General features: G+C 71.7%; 16 protein-coding genes and 1 pseudogene. 10 read left to right on the forward strand and 7 right to left on the reverse strand.

Annotated elements, in window-relative coordinates:
- The first annotated feature begins 2 nt into the window (after positions 1-2).
- Genes cbiE through cobC form a run of 5 tightly spaced genes read left to right on the forward strand, consistent with a single transcriptional unit; the run spans position 3 to position 5,601 of the window.
- Entirely contained in the window at positions 3-1,295 is a 1,293-nt protein-coding gene (gene cbiE, locus ACSMXV_RS11410) for a precorrin-6y C5,15-methyltransferase (decarboxylating) subunit CbiE (RefSeq protein WP_473178894.1), read from the forward strand.
- Positions 1,292-3,013 carry a precorrin-3B C(17)-methyltransferase gene (cobJ, locus tag ACSMXV_RS11415; RefSeq protein WP_473177537.1) on the forward strand — a complete coding sequence of 574 codons (1,722 nt, stop codon included), beginning with the start codon at positions 1,292-1,294 and terminating at the stop codon, positions 3,011-3,013. The genes cbiE and cobJ overlap by 4 nt, the downstream gene beginning before the upstream one ends.
- Entirely contained in the window at positions 3,010-3,624 is a 615-nt protein-coding gene (locus ACSMXV_RS11420) for a precorrin-8X methylmutase (RefSeq protein ID WP_473177538.1), read from the forward strand. The genes cobJ and ACSMXV_RS11420 overlap by 4 nt, the downstream gene beginning before the upstream one ends.
- Positions 3,621-4,559, forward strand: a complete 939-nt coding sequence (locus tag ACSMXV_RS11425) for a sirohydrochlorin chelatase (protein WP_473177539.1) — start codon at positions 3,621-3,623, stop codon at positions 4,557-4,559. Before ACSMXV_RS11420 ends, ACSMXV_RS11425 begins: the two co-directional genes overlap by 4 nt.
- Positions 4,543-5,601: an Rv2231c family pyridoxal phosphate-dependent protein CobC gene (cobC, locus tag ACSMXV_RS11430; RefSeq protein WP_473177540.1), complete on the forward strand. Its 1,059-nt coding sequence runs from the start codon at positions 4,543-4,545 to the stop codon at positions 5,599-5,601. Before ACSMXV_RS11425 ends, cobC begins: the two co-directional genes overlap by 17 nt.
- 375 nt (positions 5,602-5,976) lie before the next feature.
- Here the strand turns inward: cobC and ACSMXV_RS11435 are convergent, their stop codons facing one another.
- Entirely contained in the window at positions 5,977-6,936 is a 960-nt protein-coding gene (locus ACSMXV_RS11435; RefSeq protein WP_473177541.1) for an SCO1860 family LAETG-anchored protein, read from the reverse strand.
- 308 nt (positions 6,937-7,244) lie between these two features.
- Positions 7,245-8,336 (reverse strand): amidohydrolase family protein, encoded by a 1,092-nt coding sequence (locus ACSMXV_RS11440; RefSeq protein ID WP_473177542.1) that lies wholly within the window; start codon positions 8,334-8,336, stop codon positions 7,245-7,247.
- A 250-nt stretch (positions 8,337-8,586) separates the two neighbouring features.
- Between ACSMXV_RS11440 and ACSMXV_RS11445 the strand changes: the two genes are divergently transcribed.
- The 5 genes from ACSMXV_RS11445 (at position 8,587) to thpD (ending at position 13,418) form a co-directional block, all read left to right on the forward strand.
- A complete protein-coding gene (locus tag ACSMXV_RS11445) occupies positions 8,587-9,687 on the forward strand; it encodes a pyridoxal-phosphate-dependent aminotransferase family protein (RefSeq protein WP_473177543.1) in 1,101 nt (366 codons plus the stop codon).
- Between the two features lie 482 nt (positions 9,688-10,169).
- On the forward strand, positions 10,170-10,718 hold the full coding sequence (gene ectA / locus ACSMXV_RS11450) for a diaminobutyrate acetyltransferase (RefSeq protein ID WP_473177544.1): 549 nt from the start codon (positions 10,170-10,172) through the stop codon (positions 10,716-10,718).
- 65 nt (positions 10,719-10,783) lie between these two features.
- Positions 10,784-12,058, forward strand: coding sequence for a diaminobutyrate--2-oxoglutarate transaminase (gene ectB / locus ACSMXV_RS11455; RefSeq protein WP_181659331.1), 1,275 nt, complete (start codon positions 10,784-10,786; stop codon positions 12,056-12,058).
- A 67-nt stretch (positions 12,059-12,125) separates the two neighbouring features.
- On the forward strand, positions 12,126-12,524 hold the full coding sequence (locus tag ACSMXV_RS11460; protein ID WP_067281566.1) for an ectoine synthase: 399 nt from the start codon (positions 12,126-12,128) through the stop codon (positions 12,522-12,524).
- Positions 12,525-12,530: 6 nt separating this feature from the next.
- Positions 12,531-13,418: an ectoine hydroxylase gene (thpD, locus tag ACSMXV_RS11465; RefSeq protein WP_473177545.1), complete on the forward strand. Its 888-nt coding sequence runs from the start codon at positions 12,531-12,533 to the stop codon at positions 13,416-13,418.
- A gap of 85 nt (positions 13,419-13,503) precedes the next feature.
- On the opposite strand, the gene ACSMXV_RS11470 is transcribed toward thpD, so the two are convergent.
- The 5 genes and pseudogenes from ACSMXV_RS11470 to ACSMXV_RS11490 all read right to left on the reverse strand — a co-directional run bounded on the left by ACSMXV_RS11470 (position 13,504) and on the right by ACSMXV_RS11490 (position 16,925).
- Positions 13,504-14,556, reverse strand: coding sequence for an aminotransferase class V-fold PLP-dependent enzyme (locus ACSMXV_RS11470; RefSeq protein ID WP_473177546.1), 1,053 nt, complete (start codon positions 14,554-14,556; stop codon positions 13,504-13,506).
- A gap of 176 nt (positions 14,557-14,732) precedes the next feature.
- Positions 14,733-14,880 (reverse strand): annotated as a pseudogene (locus ACSMXV_RS11475) (glycosyltransferase family 2 protein); the annotation flags it as partial.
- An 18-nt stretch (positions 14,881-14,898) separates the two neighbouring features.
- Positions 14,899-15,621: a DsbA family oxidoreductase gene (locus tag ACSMXV_RS11480; RefSeq protein WP_473177547.1), complete on the reverse strand. Its 723-nt coding sequence runs from the start codon at positions 15,619-15,621 to the stop codon at positions 14,899-14,901.
- Between the two features lie 75 nt (positions 15,622-15,696).
- Positions 15,697-16,206, reverse strand: coding sequence for a GNAT family N-acetyltransferase (locus ACSMXV_RS11485; protein WP_473177548.1), 510 nt, complete (start codon positions 16,204-16,206; stop codon positions 15,697-15,699).
- Between the two features lie 110 nt (positions 16,207-16,316).
- Positions 16,317-16,925 (reverse strand): DUF1349 domain-containing protein, encoded by a 609-nt coding sequence (locus ACSMXV_RS11490; RefSeq protein ID WP_473177549.1) that lies wholly within the window; start codon positions 16,923-16,925, stop codon positions 16,317-16,319.
- Positions 16,926-16,947 lie beyond the last annotated feature (22 nt).

Raw genomic sequence — 16,947 nt, forward strand, 5'->3', positions numbered from 1 at the left:
GTGTGATCACGGTCGTCGGTACGGGCACGGGGGCGCCGCTGCCGCCGGACGCCGAGGCGGCCCTGTCCGGCGCCGCTCTGGTGGTCGGCGCGCGCCGTCATCTCGACGCGGCCTCGGACTCGCTGCCGGACGGGGCGCAGCGCATCGTGCTGGGTCCGCTGGCGCCGGCCCTGGATGCGGTCGAGCAGTGCCTGAAGGAGTACCGGGAGCGGCCCGGAGCCGCCGGCCGCGTCGTCGTGCTGGCCTCGGGCGATCCGGGGTTCTTCGGGATCGTACGGGCGCTGGCGGAGCGGTTCGGGTCCGCGGCGCTCGACGTACGGCCGGGGGTTTCGTCGGTGGCGGCCGCGTTCGCGCGGAACGGGCTGCCGTGGGACGACGCGGTGGTCGTGAGCGCGCACGGTCGCGATCTGCGTACGGCGGTGAACGTCTGCCGGGCGCATCCGAAGGTGGCGGTGCTGACCGGTCCCGGTGCGGGACCTGCCGAGCTGGGCGCCGCGCTCGCCCGCTCCTCGTCTCGCTCCTCGGGGGGGCGGACCCTCGTCGTCGCGACCGCGCTCGGCGACCCCGGGCACGAACGGATCGAGCGGGTCACGGCCGCCGAGGCCGCCGCGCGCGACTGGGGTCCGGCGGTGAACGTGGTCCTGTGCCTGGACGAGTCCCGCGGCGCCGTCGCGCCGATGCGCAGTGTCGCGGGGCCCCGGCCCGGACCCGTCCGATGGGCGCTGGACGAGGACGAGTTCGAGCACCGCGACTCGATGATCAGCAAGTTCGAGGTACGGGCGCTGGCGCTGGCCAGGCTGGGGCCGCGCGTCGGCGACCTGGTCTGGGACGTGGGGGCCGGCTCGGGCTCGGTCGCCGTGGAGTGCGCGCGGTTCGGCGCGGCCGTCGTCGCCGTGGAGAAGACGGTCGACGGCATCGCGCGTATCGAGGCCAACGCCGCGGCGCACGGCGTCGATGTGCAGGCGGTGCACGGCGCGGCGCCCACCGTACTGTCCGATCTCCCGGATCCCGACGCCGTGTTCGTCGGCGGCGGGGGCCGGGAGCTGCCCGCGATCGTCACCGCGTGCGCGCGGCGGGCGCGGCGCGCGGTGGTCGTGGCGATGGCCGCGCTGGACCGGGTGCCGGCGGCGCGGGCCGCCCTGACCGGGGCCGGGTTCTCCTGCGACGGGGTGCTGCTGTCCTCGTCCCGGCTTGTGCCGCTGCCGGGTGATGTGACCCGGCTTGCGGCGACCAATCCAGTTTTTCTGCTGTGGGGCACGCGTCCTGCGGCACGTGCTGAAGGAGTGTCCCAGTGATCGGCCTGATCTCCGCGACGGCGGCTGGTGCCGTGGGCTCTGAGCGGCTGGCGGCCGCGTGGCCCGGGCGGACCCGGGTGTACGAGGGGGCCGTGGGGGACGCCGTGCGGCGGGCCTTCGGTGAGTGTGAGCAGCTTGTGTGCTTCCTTGCCACGGGGGCCGTGGTTCGGCTTGTCGCCCCTTTGCTGGGCGACAAGGCGTCCGACCCCGGGGTCGTGTGTGTCGACGAGGCGGGGCGGTTTGCCGTGTCCCTCGTGGGGGGACACGGCGGTGGCGCCAACCGACTCGCCCAGGAAGTGGGCGAGGTTCTTGGTGCGCAGCCCGTCGTGACCACCGCGACCGACTCCGTCGGGGTGCCTGGGCTCGATACGCTCGGTTTTCCCGTTGAGGGGGACGTTGCGGGGGTTTCCCGGGCCATGCTCGACGGGGAACCCGTTGCCCTTCAGGCGGAGGTGGCTTGGCCGCTGCCTGCCCTGCCATCCAACGTGACACTGCCCACAGCGGTGGGCGACGAGCGCCCACCGCGGTCAGCGATTCGCGTCACCGATCGGCTCCGCGATCCGGGCGACCACGAAGTCGTCCTCCGGCCGCCCTCCCTCGTCGTCGGAGTCGGCGCGTCCAAAGGCGCACCCGCCGACGAGATCCTCGACCTGATCCACACCACCCTCCGTGACGCCGGACTCTCCCCCCTCTCCATCGCCGAGCTGGCCACCGTCGATGCCAAGGCCGGCGAGCCCGGGATCGTCGAGGCGGCCCGGCGGCTCGGGGTGCCCGTCCTGACGTACGGCGCCGACGAGTTGGCGGGCGTCGACGTGCCGAATCCGTCGGGGGCGCCCCTCGCCGCCATCGGCACCCCGTCCGTGGCGGAGGCCGCAGCCCTCGTACGCGGGGGTGAACTCCTCGTGCCCAAGCGGAAGTCCTCGCGCCCCGACGGTCGGCCCGCCATGGCCACCTGTGCCGTCGTGCGCAGGCCCGCGCGCGGGCGGCTCGCCGTCGTCGGGCTGGGCCCCGGTGCGCGGGATCTGCTCACACCCCGCGCGAAGGAGGAACTGCGCAGGGCATCCGTGCTCGTGGGTCTTGACCAGTACGTCGACCAGATCCGCGATCTGCTGCGGCCCGGCACCCGGATCCTGGAATCGGGTCTCGGCGCGGAGGAGGAGCGGGCGCGTACCGCCGTGGCGGAGGCGCGGCGCGGGCAGGCCGTCGCGCTGATCGGCAGCGGTGACGCGGGCGTGTACGCGATGGCGTCGCCCGCACTCGCCGAGGCGTCCGACGACATCGACGTGGTGGGCGTACCGGGCGTGACAGCGGCACTCGCTGCCGCGGCGATCCTTGGTGCCCCCCTCGGGCACGACCACGCCTCCATCAGCCTCTCCGACCTGCACACTCCCTGGGAGGTCATCGAGCGGCGGGTACGGGCGGCGGCCGAGGCCGACATCGTCGTCACCTTCTACAACCCGCGCAGCCGCGGCCGCGACTGGCAACTGCCGAAGGCGCTCGCGATCCTCGCCGAGCACCGGGAGCCCACGACGCCCGTCGGTGTCGTACGCAACGCCTCGCGCGCCGACGAGTCGAGCCGGCTGACCACCCTGGCCGAACTGGACCCGGCGACGGTCGACATGATGACCGTGGTGACCGTCGGCAACACGGCGACCCGTGAGATCGCGGGCCGCATGGTCACGCCGCGTGGATACCGCTGGCAGGAGGGGACCGAGTGAACCGCGTCGTCCATCCCATCGAGCAGGAGTCGTTCCGGCGGCTGCGCGCCCGGCTCGACACCTCGCACTTCCCGCCGCTGACGCGGGCGGTCGTGGAGCGGGTCATCCACTCCGCCGCCGACCTCGACTACGCGACCGACCTCGTCACCGACGAGAGCGCACTGGAGAAGGCGCACGCCGCGCTGCACGCCGGGGCGCCGGTCGTGGTGGACGTGGAGATGGTCGCGGCGGGCATCACGCGCCGCGAGACGGTGTGCCGACTGAAGGACGCCAAGGCGACACCGTCGCTGACGCGTTCGGCGCACGCGGTCCGGCTCGCGTACGAGCAGGTCGGGCCGGGTGCGCTGTGGGTGATCGGCTGTGCGCCGACCGCTCTGGAGGAGCTGCTCACGCTCGATGCCGCGCCCGCGCTGGTCATCGGCCTGCCGGTCGGGTTCGTCGGCGCGGCGGAGTCCAAGGCGGCGCTGCGCGAGAGCGGTCTGCCCGCCGTCAGCAACATCTCCGAGAAGGGTGGTTCGGCGGTCGCCGCTGCGGCGCTCAACGCCCTGCTGTACCACCCTGTTTCACCAGTTTCACTCGCTTCATCAGAGGCTTCGAAGGAGAACTCGTGACCACCCCGCCCGCTCTGCTCATCGCCGGCCACGGCACCCGGGACGAGGCAGGCGCCGAAGCCTTCCGCGACTTCGTACGGGAACTGGGCCGCCGCCACCCCGAACTGCCCGTCGCGGGCGGATTCATCGAGCTGTCGCCGCCCCCGCTCACGGAGGCGGTGGGCGAGCTCGTGGAGCAGGGGGTACGCCGTTTCGCCGCCGTACCACTGATGCTGGTGTCCGCCGGGCACGCCAAGGGCGACATCCCGGCGGCCCTGGCCCGCGAGAAGGAGCGGCACCCCGGCATCTCGTACACCTACGGGCGCCCGCTGGGCCCGCACCCCTCCCTCCTCGCCGTCCTCGAGCGGCGGCTCGACGAGGCTCTGGGCGGTACGGCCCGTACGCCCGCGGACCGCGCCGACGTGACCGTGCTGCTGGTCGGCCGCGGTTCGACCGACCCGGACGCCAACGCCGAGGTGCACAAGGCGGCGCGGCTTCTGTGGGAGGGCCGCGGGTACGCAGGCGTGGAGACGGCGTTCGTGTCGCTGGCGGCGCCCGACGTTCCGTCGGGCCTCGAGCGCTGCGTGAAACTCGGCGCGCGCCGCATCGTCGTACTCCCCTACTTCCTCTTCACCGGCATCCTGCCGGAGCGGGTGCTGCAGCAGACGGAGGGCTGGGCGGCGGCGCATCCGGAGATCGAGGTGCGCTCGGCCGACGTCATCGGCCCGGAGGAGGAGCTGCTCGACCTGGTGATGGAGCGGTACGAGGAGGCGGTCAAGGGCGATCTGCGGATGAACTGCGACTCGTGCGTGTACCGCATCGCGCTGCCCGGCTTCGAGGACAAGGTGGGCCTGCCCCAGCAGCCCCACTTCCACCCCGACGACGACGGCCACCACCATCACCACCACCAGGGACACGGACATCACCACCATGGCGGCCATGCACACGCCCACTGACGCCGACGGGCCGGATCTGCGGCATCACGGGGACGCGGAGGTACGCGGCGCCTCCGAGCTCACAGACCTCGCGGTGAACGTACGCGCGGGCACCCCGCCGGAGTGGCTCAAGGCGCGCATCGCGGCATCCCTGGACTCATTGGCCGCCTACCCGGACGGCCGGGCCGCGTGCGCCGCGGTGGCGGAGCGGCACGGGCTGCCGGTGGAGCGGGTGCTGCTGACGGCGGGCGCCGCGGAGGCCTTCGTACTGCTCGCCCGGGCTCTGAAGCCCCGCAACCCCGTTGTCGTGCACCCGCAGTTCACCGAGCCGGAGGCGGCCCTGCGCGACGCCGGACACGAGGTGGGCCGGGTGCTGCTGCGCGAGGAGGACGGCTTCCGCCTGGACCCGGCGGCCGTTCCCGAGGACGCCGACCTGGTCGTGATCGGCAACCCCACGAACCCGACATCCGTGCTGCACCCGGCCACACTCATCGCTGAACTCGCCCGCCCAGGACGGACGTTGGTGGTCGACGAGGCGTTCATGGACGCGGTACCGGGCGAGCGGGAGGCACTGGCGGGTCGCACGGACGTCCCCGGCCTGGTCGTGCTGCGCAGCCTCACGAAGACGTGGGGCCTCGCGGGCCTGCGCATCGGTTACGTCATCGCGGACCCGGAGACGATCAGCACGCTGGAGCGCGCCCAGCCGCTGTGGCCCGTCTCGTCCCCCGCGCTCGCGGCCGCCGAGGCGTGCTGCGAGCCGGCCGCACTGGCCGAGGCGGAGCGGGCCGCGCGCCGCATCGCCGCGGACCGCGCCCACCTGGTCGCGGGCCTGTGCGAGTTCGAGGAGGTACGGCAGGTCGTGGGCCCCGCCGAAGGTCCCTTCGTACTCGTCCGCATCCCCGGCGCAGACCGGATCAGGGACCGCCTGCGCGACCTCGGCTTCGCCGCCCGCCGGGGCGACACCTTCCCAGGCCTGGGCCCGGACTGGCTCCGCCTGGCGGTCCGGGACCGCGCGACGACGGACGCGTTCTTGCTGGCCCTGGGCAAGGCGCTTCAGGGCTGAGCCCGGTGGGCCTACAGGCCCACCCGTCGGGGTGCGCGGGCCGACGCTGCGGCCGTAGTCCGGCTGCCTGTGGGCAGTCGTTCCTCCCCCATTGCTTCAAGGGCATGCGAGGCACACCCCCAGCGCATGGGGCCACCCCCAGCGGTAGCTGGGGGAGGAACGACTGCCCACACAACCGGCGGCGGGCCCCCCTCCAGCCCGCCGCCCGCCTGATAACGGCCCGATCCGGCCCGCTCCCGGCGACCCAGCTCTCCGGCCGCCGACCGCCGGACGTCAGCGCCGGCACGGCCTGGCACCCGCCGCCCCTGCGACGGGTCCTGGCTGCCCGGCGCCGACTGTCCCGCCCGCTCCGCGGGCCGGCCCGCGGCCCGCGGTTCACCCCCGCCGACGCCGCCGCGTCAGCACGATCGCACCGCCACCCGCAGCCACCAACAGGGCCGCGACCCCCGCGATGTACGGCGTCGCGGAGCTGCCCCCGGTCGCCGCGAGGTCCTGCTCCACAGGTTCGCCGGCAGCCCCCTGCGCCCGTACGTCCTGCTCGTCGCCCGACGTGCCGGACGCGTCCTCGCCCGCTCCGGACGACTGGTCGTCGGACCCCTGGGCCGCAGGCGCGGACGGCGCCTCGCACGTGGCGCCCGCCAGCGTCACGGTGCCCTCGACCTCGGCGACGTTGAGCTTCAACGGATTCACGGACACCTTGAGTTCGAGCGCGGTGGCAGCGGCCGTATGCGTCGTCGTGTGCTTCTTCGAGAGGTCGAGCCGCACCTCGCCGACGCCCGGCACCTTCACCTCCGACGTGCCGCCCGCAGTCACCGTCACCTTCTTGCCGAACACCGTGACCGCGCCCAGCACATTGGACTCGGCGACAGGCTGCTTCCCGGCCTCGCACACCGCCTTCGAGGTCACCTTCTCGACCTCGATCAACGACAGCAGCGGCAGACCCGGCACATGCACCTTGGCGTGTGCGAGGTTGGTGTACCCCTCGGCCTTGTGCTCGTCGACCGTCGCCTTGGCGGTGGCCACGTCCGCGCGCAGGACGCTGAACGGCTGGCCGCCGTCGACGCCGTCCAACTGGGCGGTGAGCGCGGTCTTCTCGGCGCTGTGCGGGGCGTGCACCTCGTTGAGCGAGACCGTGAGCGGGACGTTCACGGACTTGTTGAGCAGGGAGACGTCGAGGCCGGTGCGGAGCACGACGGCACTCGACTTGCCTCCGTGACCGCCGGTCGCATGGGCGGGGACCGCCGAGGCGAGGACGGCGGGGCCCGCGGCGAGTACGCCGACGGCGGTGGCGGCGGTGAGACGGCGCGCGGGCATGCGGAACGAGTAGCTGTTCAAGGTGGTGGGACCCCTACAAGAGACAGGAAGAGATGAAGAGTTGACGCACATGCCGGAGACGGCATGGAGTTGTACGGCGCCGTCAGGCGACCCGCCATGGGGACTTCGGCAAGCGCACCGACGACGCCGATGCGGGAATCTTCACCCCCACGGCACGTGAACGGTCAGCTACCTTGAGCCAGTTCACTCCAAAGTGGGTTTTCCGCGCATCTCTTCGATTCCTGCGGCACGTACGTGCCCTTGCGTCACCCGGACCACGTAACGGACAGCCCGCCCGGAAACCCCCGAAAGTCCTCGAAGGGCACGGGCTAGTCCACCACCCGCCCGTTCAGCACCACCCGACGCGGCGCGGCCAGCACCCGTACGTCGGCCCGCGGATCGCCGTCGTACACCACGAGGTCCGCCGGGGCGCCCTCCGTGAGGCCCGGGCGGCCCAGCCACTCCCGGGCGCCCCATGCCGTGGCCGAGAGGGCCTCGACGGGCGGAATGCCCGCGGTGACGAGCTCGGCGACCTCGGCGGCGACCAGGCCATGGGCCAGCGAGCCGCCCGCGTCGGTGCCGACGTAGACGGGCACCCCGGCGTCGTAGGCCGCGCGCACGGTGTCGTAGCGGCGCTCGTGCAGCCGGCGCATATGGGCCGCCCAGCGCGGGAACTTCGACTCGCCGCCGTCCGCGAGGCGCGGGAACGTGGCGATGTTGACCAGGGTCGGCACGATGGCGACGCCCCGCTCGACGAACAGCGGGATGAGGTCCTCCGTCAGGCCCGTCGCGTGCTCGATGCAGTCGATGCCCGACTCGACGAGATCGCGGAGCGAGGCGGCGGCGAAGCAGTGCGCGGTCACACGGGCGCCGAGCCGGTGGGCCTCGGCGATGGCCGGTTCGACGGCCTCGCGCGGCCAGCAGGCGGTGAGGTCGCCGGCGTCGCGATCGATCCAGTCGCCGACGAGCTTGACCCAGCCGTCACCGCGGCGGGCCTCCTGGGCGACGTAGGCGACGAGCTCGTCGGGTTCGATCTCGTGCGCGAAGTTGCGGATGTAGCGGCGGGTGCGGGCGATGTGCCGGCCGGCGCGGATGATCTTCGGGAGGTCGTCGCGGTCGTCGATCCAGCGGGTGTCGGAGGGTGAGCCGGCGTCGCGGATCAGGAGCGTGCCTGCGTCGCGGTCGGTGAGCGCCTGCTTCTCCGAGACGTCCTCGGGTACGGGGCCGTGGGTGTCGAGGCCGACGTGGCAGTGGGCGTCCACTAGGCCGGGGAGGGCCCAGCCCTCCACCGTCCGGACGTCGCGGGCGCCGTTGGGGCGCTCGTACGCGATGCGGCCGCCGACGACCCAGAGTTCGTCGCGGACGTCCTCTGGGCCGACGAGTACGCGGCCCTTGACGTGGAGCACGGCGTGATCGCTCATGTCTCGCACCCTAGCGCTGCGCTGTGCGCTGGCCGTAGGTGGTTGCCCTCATGCTTGCGGCACCTGCCGTCGTGGGCCGTACCCACCCCCTGCGATCCACCGGTCGACGGGGCCGTGGAGGTGGCCGGTTACCCTCGGACAGCCCCGCACGCTCGCCCGGAGACAACCCCCGTACGAACCGTACGTACCCGTACGAACGTCGCCGGGCGCCCCGTTCACCCACCCCGGAAGACCGGAAGAGAGCACCGCCGTGACCCACCCCCTCCTCGACCTGGCCCCGCTGAGCGCCGCGCACTTCGCCGCGATCGAGCAGCGCGTGGCGCGGCTGCTGTCCACGGAGCAGGATGTGGTGATCACGCAGGGCGAGGCCCTGCTGCCGCTGGAGGGCTGCATCCGTGGCGCCGCCCGGCCCGGGACCACGGCGCTCAACGTGATCACCGGCCCGTACGGGCAGACCTTCGGGAACTGGCTGCGGGACTGCGGTGCCACCGTGATCGATCTTGCCGTGCCCTTCCACACGGCGGTGACGGCAGTGCAGATCGAGCAGGCGCTGACCGAGCACCCCGAGATCGACTTCGTCTCGCTGGTGCACGCGGAGGCGGCCACCGGCAACACCAATCCGGTCGCGGAGATCGGCGAGGTCGTACGGGCGCACGGCGCGCTGTTCATGCTGGACGCGGTCGCCTCAGTGGGCGCCGAGCCGCTGCTGCCGGACGCATGGGGCGTGGATCTGTGCGTGATCGGCGCGCAGAAGGCGATGGGCGGCCCCGCGGGCGTGTCGGCGGTGTCGGTGAGCGAGCGGGCCTGGCAGCGCATGGCCGCCAACCCTCAGGCGCCCCGCCGCTCGTATCTCTCGCTCCTCGACTGGAAGGAGCGCTGGATCGACGCCGGCCGCACGGCGCTGCTGCATGCCCCGGCGCAGCTGGAGATGCTGGCGCTGGAGGCGTGCCTGGAGCGCATCGAGGCGGAGGGTCTGGACGCACTCATGACGCGCCATGCGACGGCCGCGGCGGCCACGCGCGCGGGTGCGCTCGCGCTGGGCGGCGGGCTTGAGCCGTACGTGTACGAGGCCCGGGACGCGGCTCCGGTGGCGACGACGCTGCGTACGCCTGCGGGCGTGGACGCCTCGGAGGTGGTGGCGCGCGCCCTGGCCGCGGACCCGGTGCTGCCGCTGGTCGCGGGCGGTGGGGCGCTGTCCAAGGAGATGATCCGCGTCAACCACTACGGCCCGGACGCGACGCGCGGCGTGGTCCACTCCGCGCTGGCCGCCCTGGGTGGCGCACTGGCCGAGTCCGGCCTGACGGTGAACCTGGAGGCGGCGCGGCGGGCGGTCACGGAGACCTGGGGCTAGGGGCATCCGGGCGGCGTTCGGAAGCGGTGGTGGCGCCGCACGCGGCGGGCCGTGCGGCGTGCGGTGCCACTCCCGACCGACCGCGCCCCCGCCCCGACGGCGGGTCCGCCACGATATCTCCGGACCGATTTCACGGGCCGTTTTTCGGGAATTACGACCGGTGAAGCGCGCATGGATCCACCACACATAATTCCCCAATTAATCTGTGCAGCTTCCCGTATTCTTCTGCCCGCTTCCTTCGATCTTAAACACAAAGATTTCGCGAACACCAACCTGCTTAATTCGGTCACATCTCGCCAGAGTTACACCCGTGTGACGCACTCCACATCACGTCCGCTTCCTCCCCTATTTCCCGGGCAAAACAGGACTTCTCGCAGCGGTCTCGCGCGATCACCCGCGCCCGCGCGATAACACAGAAGCGCTTCTGACGTAACCCCGTCCGGCGATGCAATTTACAGAATTGCTCGGTAAATTCACTCCGCATGACCGCTGCACAAGCAGACCTTGCACGTGCCCGACAGGACTTTGCGGAATTGCCGCCGGTACCCCGCCTCGAGTGTCCGGAGGTGGCGGACGGCGCCGCGATCTGGCGTATCGCCAGAGACTCGAAGACCCTCGATCTCAACTCCTCGTACAGCTATCTGCTGTGGTGCCGTGACTTCGCCGGCACCTCACTCGTGGCGCGCGGGGCCGACGGCGAACCGGTCGGCTTCATCACCGGCTACGTCCGGCCCGAGCGCCCGGGGACCCTTGTGGTCTGGCAGGTGGCGGTGGACGAGACGCACCGCGGCCGGGGCCTCGCCGCCGCGCTCCTGGAGGGGCTCACCTCCCGGGTGGCCGCCGAGCGCGGGGTCAGCTCCCTCGAGACCACCATCACGCCCGGCAACACGGCCTCCGAGCGGCTGTTCACCTCGTATGCCGAGCGGCACGGGGCCGCCGTGACGCGGGAGGTGCTGTTCGACGCGGCCCTCTTCCCCGACGGCGGGCACGACCCGGAGGTGCTCTACCGGATCGGCCCACTCGGCGACTGAACGCACGCAACTCCCCCGCACACACCGATCACACTCCCCCCACTCCATCTCCCAGGAGATTCGCTGTGACCATCACCCAGCCCGACCTGAGCGTCTTCGAGACCCTGGAGTCGGAGGTGCGCAGCTACTGCCGCGGCTGGCCCACCGTCTTCGACCGTGCGCAGGGCAGCCGTATGTACGACGAGGACGGCCACGAGTACCTCGACTTCTTCGCCGGCGCCGGCTCGCTCAACTACGGCCACAACAACCCCGTACTGAAACGCGCCTTGATCGACTACCTGGAGCGGGACGGCGTCACGCACGGGCTCGACATGTCGACGACGGCGAAACGCGCCTTCCTCGAGTCGTTCCAGAACCTGGTGCTGCGCCCGCGCGACCTGCCGTACAAGGTCATGTTCCCGGGCCCGACGGGCACCAACGCCGTCGAGTCCGCGCTGAAGCTGGCCCGGAAGGTCAAGGGCCGGGAGGCGATCGTGTCGTTCACGAACGCCTTCCACGGCATGTCGCTCGGCTCGCTCGCCGTCACCGGCAACGCCTTCAAGCGCGCCGGCGCCGGAATCCCGCTCGTGCACGGCACGCCGATGCCCTTCGACAACTACTTCGACGGCACGGTCCCGGACTTCCTGTGGTTCGAGCGGCTGCTCGAGGACCAGGGCTCGGGCCTCAATCAGCCCGCCGCCGTGATCGTCGAGACGGTGCAGGGCGAGGGCGGCATCAACGTCGCGCGCCCCGAGTGGCTGCGCGCCCTCGCCGATCTGTGCGAGCGCCAGGACATGCTGCTGATCGTCGACGACATCCAGATGGGCTGCGGCCGCACCGGCGCGTTCTTCTCCTTCGAGGAGGCGGGCATCACGCCCGACATCGTGACCGTGTCCAAGTCCATCAGCGGCTACGGACTGCCCATGTCGCTCTGCCTGTTCAGGCCCGAGCTGGACGTCTGGGAGCCCGGCGAGCACAACGGCACCTTCCGCGGCAACAACCCGGCGTTCGTCACGGCGGCCGCGGCCCTGGAGACGTACTGGTCCGACGGACCCGCCATGGAGAAGCAGACCCTCGCCCGCGGCCAGCAGATCGAGCAGGCCCTGGTCGCGCTCACCGACGAGCACCGCGACGAGGTCAAGGAGTACCGGGGCCGCGGTCTGGTGTGGGGCGTCGAGTTCCACGACAAGGCACGAGCCGGCGCCGTGGCGAAGCGGGCCTTCGAACTCGGCCTGCTCATCGAGACGTCGGGCCCGGAGAGCGAGGTCGTCAAGCTCCTTCCGGCACTCACCATCACGCCCGACGAGCTGGAGGAGGGGCTGCGGACCCTCACCCGAGCGGTACGGGAAACCGCGGCCTGACCGGGGGTATCCCCACGCCCTCATGGCAGTGGGGAAGTAGGAACAACAAGAAAGGCACCAACTCACCGTGATCGTCCGTTCGTTCAAGGACATCGAAGGCACAGACCGCCATGTGAAGGCCAAGTCCGGCACATGGGAGAGCAAGCGCATCGTGCTCGCCAAGGAGAAGGTGGGCTTCTCCCTCCACGAGACGATCCTGTACGCGGGTACGGAGACGTCCATGTGGTATGCGAACCACATCGAGGCGGTCCTCTGCGTGGAGGGCGAGGCCGAGCTGACCAATGACGAGACCGGCGAGAAGCACTGGATCACGCCCGGGACGATGTACCTGCTGGACGGCCACGAGCGGCACACCATGCGCCCGAAGACGGACTTCCGGTGCGTCTGCGTCTTCAACCCGCCCGTGACCGGACGGGAGGACCACGACGAGAACGGCGTCTACCCGCTGCTGACAGAGGAGGTCTGACAACCCATGACCACCATCACCGACCTGTACCCGACCCGTGGCGCCTCGGAGGTGGCGGTCCCCCGGCAGGACCCGGTCGTCTGGTCGGCGCCGGGCGATCCGGGACCGATCGCCCCGGCCGGCCTCGAGTCGTACGAGCGCGACGGCTTCCTGGCCGTCGAGCAGCTGATCGGGCCCGACGAGGTCGCGATCTACCGCGCCGAGTTGGAGCGGCTGATCACCGACCCGGCGATCCGTGCCGACGACCGGTCGATCGTGGAGCCGAAGTCGCAGGAGATCCGTTCGGTCTTCGAGGTGCACCGGATCAGCGAGATCTTCGCCGGCCTGGTGCGCGACGAGCGGGTGGTGGGCCGCGCCCGGCAGATCCTGGGCTCGGACGTGTACGTCCACCAGTCGCGGATCAACGTCAAGCCGGGCTTCGGCGCGTCGGGGTTCTACTGGCACTCGGACTTCGAGACCTGGCACGCCGAGGACGGGCTGCCGAACATGCGGACCGTGTCCGTCTCGATCGCCCTGACCGAGAACTTCGACACCAACGGCGGCCTGATGATCATGCCCGGATCGCACAGGACGTTCCTGGGCTGCGCGGGCGCCACGCCGAAGGACAACTACAAGAAGTCGCTGCAGATGCAGGACGCGGGCACCCCGTCGGACGAGGCGCTGACGAAGTTCGCGGACCGGCACGGCATCCGGCTGTTCACCGGCCCTGCGGGCTCGGCGACCTGGTTCGACTGCAACTGCATGCACGGCTCGGGCGACAACATCACCCCGTATCCGCGCAGCAACGTCTTCATCGTGTTCAACAGCGTGGAGAACGCGGCGGTGGAGCCGTTCGCGGCACCTGTCCGGCGGCCGGAGTTCATCGGCGCGAGGGATTTCACACCAGTGCGGTGAGCAACTCCCGGCCTACGGCGTAGGTCCGGCGGGCCCGGCACCCCTTCGGGTGCCGGGCCCGTCGTGCATGACACCGGCGAGTGGATCAGCCGGACATGGCGTCCAGCAACCGGTCGACGTCCGCGGCCGAGTTGTAGAGATGGAAGGCCGCCCTCAGATTTCCGGCCCGGTCGGAGACCTCGATGCCGGCGCGGCTCAGCTCCGGCTGCAGCCGGCCGAGTCCGGGGACGGAGACGATGGGCGACCCGGGCGCGGGCACCGGCTCGTGGCCCAGCGAGGCGAGACCGGCGCGGAACCGGTCGGCGAGCGCCAGGTCGTGGGCCCGCACCGCCTCGACGCCGATCTCCTCGACCAGCGAGAGCGAATGCCGTGCACCGGCGTACGAGAAGAGGCTGGGGCTCTCGTCGAACCGGCGCCCGGAGTGGGCGAGTTCCTCGACGGGCCCGTAGCAGCTGTCCCAGGGGTGCTCGCCCGCGACCCAGGACGCGAAGACCGGGGTCAGGCCGCCGAAGTCCTTCGGAACGACGAGGAAGGCGACGCCGCGCGGGCAGACGAGCCACTTGTAGGTGACGGCGGAGGTGAAGTCGTCGGCGTCCGCGTCGAGGGGCAGCCAGCCGGCGGCCTGGGACACGTCTACGTACGTGCGCGCACCGTGCGCTCGCGCGGCCGCCCGGATCGCCGGGAGGTCGGCGATCCGGCCGTCGGCGGACTGCGCGGCGCTCACGGCGACGAGAGCCGTGCCCGGGCGCACCGCCTCGGCGAGACCGTCCAGCGGCACGGAGCGCACCTTCAGGTCCCGTCGTACGTGGAACGGGTTGACGACGGAGCTGAATTCGGCCTCGGCGGTGAGGACTTCGGCGCCCTCTGGCAGCGAGGCGGCGATGAGCCCGCTGTAGACGGCGACGGACGACCCGGCCGCTACCCGGGTCACGGGAACCCCCGCGAGCCGGGCGAAGGAGGCGCGAGCGGCCTCCACGTCCGCGAACATGTCGGACGGCTTGCCCGCCGCCACGGACTCCACGGCCCGCTGCATGGCGGCGACGGTACGGGCGGGGAGGACCCCGATGGCGGCGGTGTTCAGATACGTCGTACGGGGCGCGAACTCGGTGGCGGCAAGACTGCCTGCGAGAGTCTCCATGGGGCCACTGTGCCGCCCCTCCAACCCGTGGTCCATCGGGTTTCTCTTAGGGGAACCACTAAGGGATCCTTATGTTTGCCCGCTGATCTGCGCTGGACCGGCATGGCTGAACGGCTCGCATGACCGACCCGGATGACCCGGATGACCGGCCGGGATGACCGGCCCCGATCACTCGCCTAGATCACCGGCGGGCGGCCCAGGCGGGTCATCCGCCACACCGTGGCCCACCGCATGGGCCGCCGCCCGCCGCACGAACGTGCATACGCCCTCGATGAAGCCGCCCGACCGGGCCCGCAGACCGCCCAGCGACCGGGTGCGGGCCAGCCGGCCCGCTGCGGCGCGTTACCGCTGCGGCACGGCGCACCCGTCGGGCCCGCACGCCTCGCCGTCCCCGTCCGTGGCGGCGGCGATCGTAGTCAGCGGCGCGCGGCTGCTCCAGGCCTGCTCAAGCGCCTGAGTGAAGACCTCGGCGGGCTGGGCGCCGGAGACGCCGTACTTGCGGTCGAGGACGAAGAAGGGGACGCCGTTGGCGCCCAGTTCGGCGGCCTCGCGCTCGTCTGCACGCACCTCGTCGGCGTACCGGGCCGGGTCGGCGAGCACGGTGCGCGCCTCGTCCGCGTCCAGGCCGGCGGCGGTCGCGAGCTCCACGAGGCGCTCGTCGTCGCCGAAGACGGACCGGTCCTCGGCGAAGTTCGCCCGGTACAGCACGTTGATCAGCTCGTCCTGCCTGCCCTGCTCCTTGGCGAGGTGCAGCAGCCGGTGCATGTCGAAGGTGCTGCCGTGGTCGCGGCCCTCGGTGCGGTACTCGAGGCCCTCGGCCGCGGCCTGCGCGCCGAGGTTGTTCTCACCGGCCTGCGCCTGTGCCTCGCTCATCCCGTACTTCTTGGTCAGCATCCCGAGGACGGGCTCGGTGTCGCCCTTGGCGCGGTGCGGGTCGAGCTCGAAGGAGCGGTGCACCACTTCGACCTCGTCGCGGTGCGGGAAGGCCTCGAGCGCCTTCTCGAAGCGGGCCTTTCCGACATAGCACCAGGGACAGGCGATATCGCTCCAGATTTCGACGCGCATGCTCTCGGCTCTCTCCAGGTAGTACGGGTACGGAGACTCCCTCCGGCAGATAGGTGAACGTTCAAGCGGTCAGCGTCATTCCCCGGCGACGCTGTAGCGCAGATTCAGGTGGTGGTCCCCGTCGGCAAGCGGGTTCTCCGGGTCCGGGATCCAGCCCTGGCGGGCGTAGAAGGCCTGGGCCCGGTGGTTGTCGACGTGCACATCGAGCACGGCCGTCCGCCGGCCGTCGGCCTGCCACTGCTCGACGCACGCTGCGTGCAGGGCCGTACCGACGCCGGAGCGCCATTGGCCTGGGTCGACGTGGAACTGGAAGAGCTTGACGGTGTCGGCTGGGGCGCCCTCGGGACTGCGGAAAGAGGCGATGGCCGCCAAAAGACGGGCGTCGCGCACCGCGCACAGCACATGACCATCGGGGCGGTCGATGGCCCCGCGCCAGACGGCGTGCCAGTCGACGCCGTCGTCCGGGAGGCCGTTCGGGTAGTACGTGGAACGGGCGCGTCGGTGCAGTTCGGCGACGGCCGCCGCTTCGGCGGGCAGGGCTGCCCTGATCGTCAGGGGGCCGGTGGTCCCGTGCGCATTGATCATGCAGCGCAGGACGTGCCCGGAGCCGCGGCGGTTCCGATGCGGCTGAACTGGGACCGGTACGCGCTCGGCGTGAGCTGAGCCGCAAGTGATCGCGGTGTGCCCCGCACGGTTCAGGTGCCGTCCCGCAGCCCCTCCGGCCAGTTGGGCCGGAACTCGATGTTGTCGAAGACCACCACGCACCCCTCCCCCACCGGCGACTGCGCCATGAAGCCGACGAGCGCTGCCGCCGATTCCTCGGTGTCGCCGAGTGTGAAGAGGCGGATGAACGTCCACTCCTTGCCGTCTCTCGACGCGTGGAAGGCGAACGCCCTGCCGGTGCGGCTGACCCGGAGCCAGACGCTGCTGCCGTCCACCACGAAGGAGTTGGCGTCGTCGGAGTGGCCCCGGGTCACCACCGTGCACACGGTGGGCAGGTCTGGCGAACGCTCCAGGCAGAGCTTCGCCCACGCCCGCTCGCCGACGTGCACGTACAGCACGCCCGCGTCGAAGGCCGCCGCGAAACCGACCGTGACATGGGCGATCAGCTGGAAGTCGCCTTCCGGCGCACCCAGCAGCCGGGGCGCGTCCGATGCGGGGTCCAGGGCCTCGCCCGTCGGAGGCACGAACCGGTCCTGGCGGGCGCCCGCCCAGCCGGTGAGCGCGCCGTCCTCGTACGACCAGTGGCCGTCGGGGCCATAAGTGCGCAAGGGGAACGGGAGTTCGGGGAGTTCGAAATCCATCGCCACAGTCTTCCAGGTGGGC

This window comes from Streptomyces sp. DSM 42067, assembly GCF_055792885.1.

What these genes read in the sequence shown, in the direction of transcription:
- cobC (WP_473177540.1), top strand. Translation starts at nt 4,543, where the DNA reads ATGCACACGCCCACTGACGCCGACGGGCCGGATCTGCGGCATCACGGG.
- ACSMXV_RS11440 (WP_473177542.1), bottom strand. Translation starts at nt 8,336, where the DNA reads ATGAGCGATCACGCCGTGCTCCACGTCAAGGGCCGCGTACTCGTCGGC.
- ectA (WP_473177544.1), top strand. Translation starts at nt 10,170, where the DNA reads ATGACCGCTGCACAAGCAGACCTTGCACGTGCCCGACAGGACTTTGCG.
- thpD (WP_473177545.1), top strand. Translation starts at nt 12,531, where the DNA reads ATGACCACCATCACCGACCTGTACCCGACCCGTGGCGCCTCGGAGGTG.
- ACSMXV_RS11470 (WP_473177546.1), bottom strand. Translation starts at nt 14,556, where the DNA reads ATGGAGACTCTCGCAGGCAGTCTTGCCGCCACCGAGTTCGCGCCCCGT.
- ACSMXV_RS11480 (WP_473177547.1), bottom strand. Translation starts at nt 15,621, where the DNA reads ATGCGCGTCGAAATCTGGAGCGATATCGCCTGTCCCTGGTGCTATGTC.
- ACSMXV_RS11485 (WP_473177548.1), bottom strand. Translation starts at nt 16,206, where the DNA reads ATGATCAATGCGCACGGGACCACCGGCCCCCTGACGATCAGGGCAGCC.
- ACSMXV_RS11490 (WP_473177549.1), bottom strand. Translation starts at nt 16,925, where the DNA reads ATGGATTTCGAACTCCCCGAACTCCCGTTCCCCTTGCGCACTTATGGC.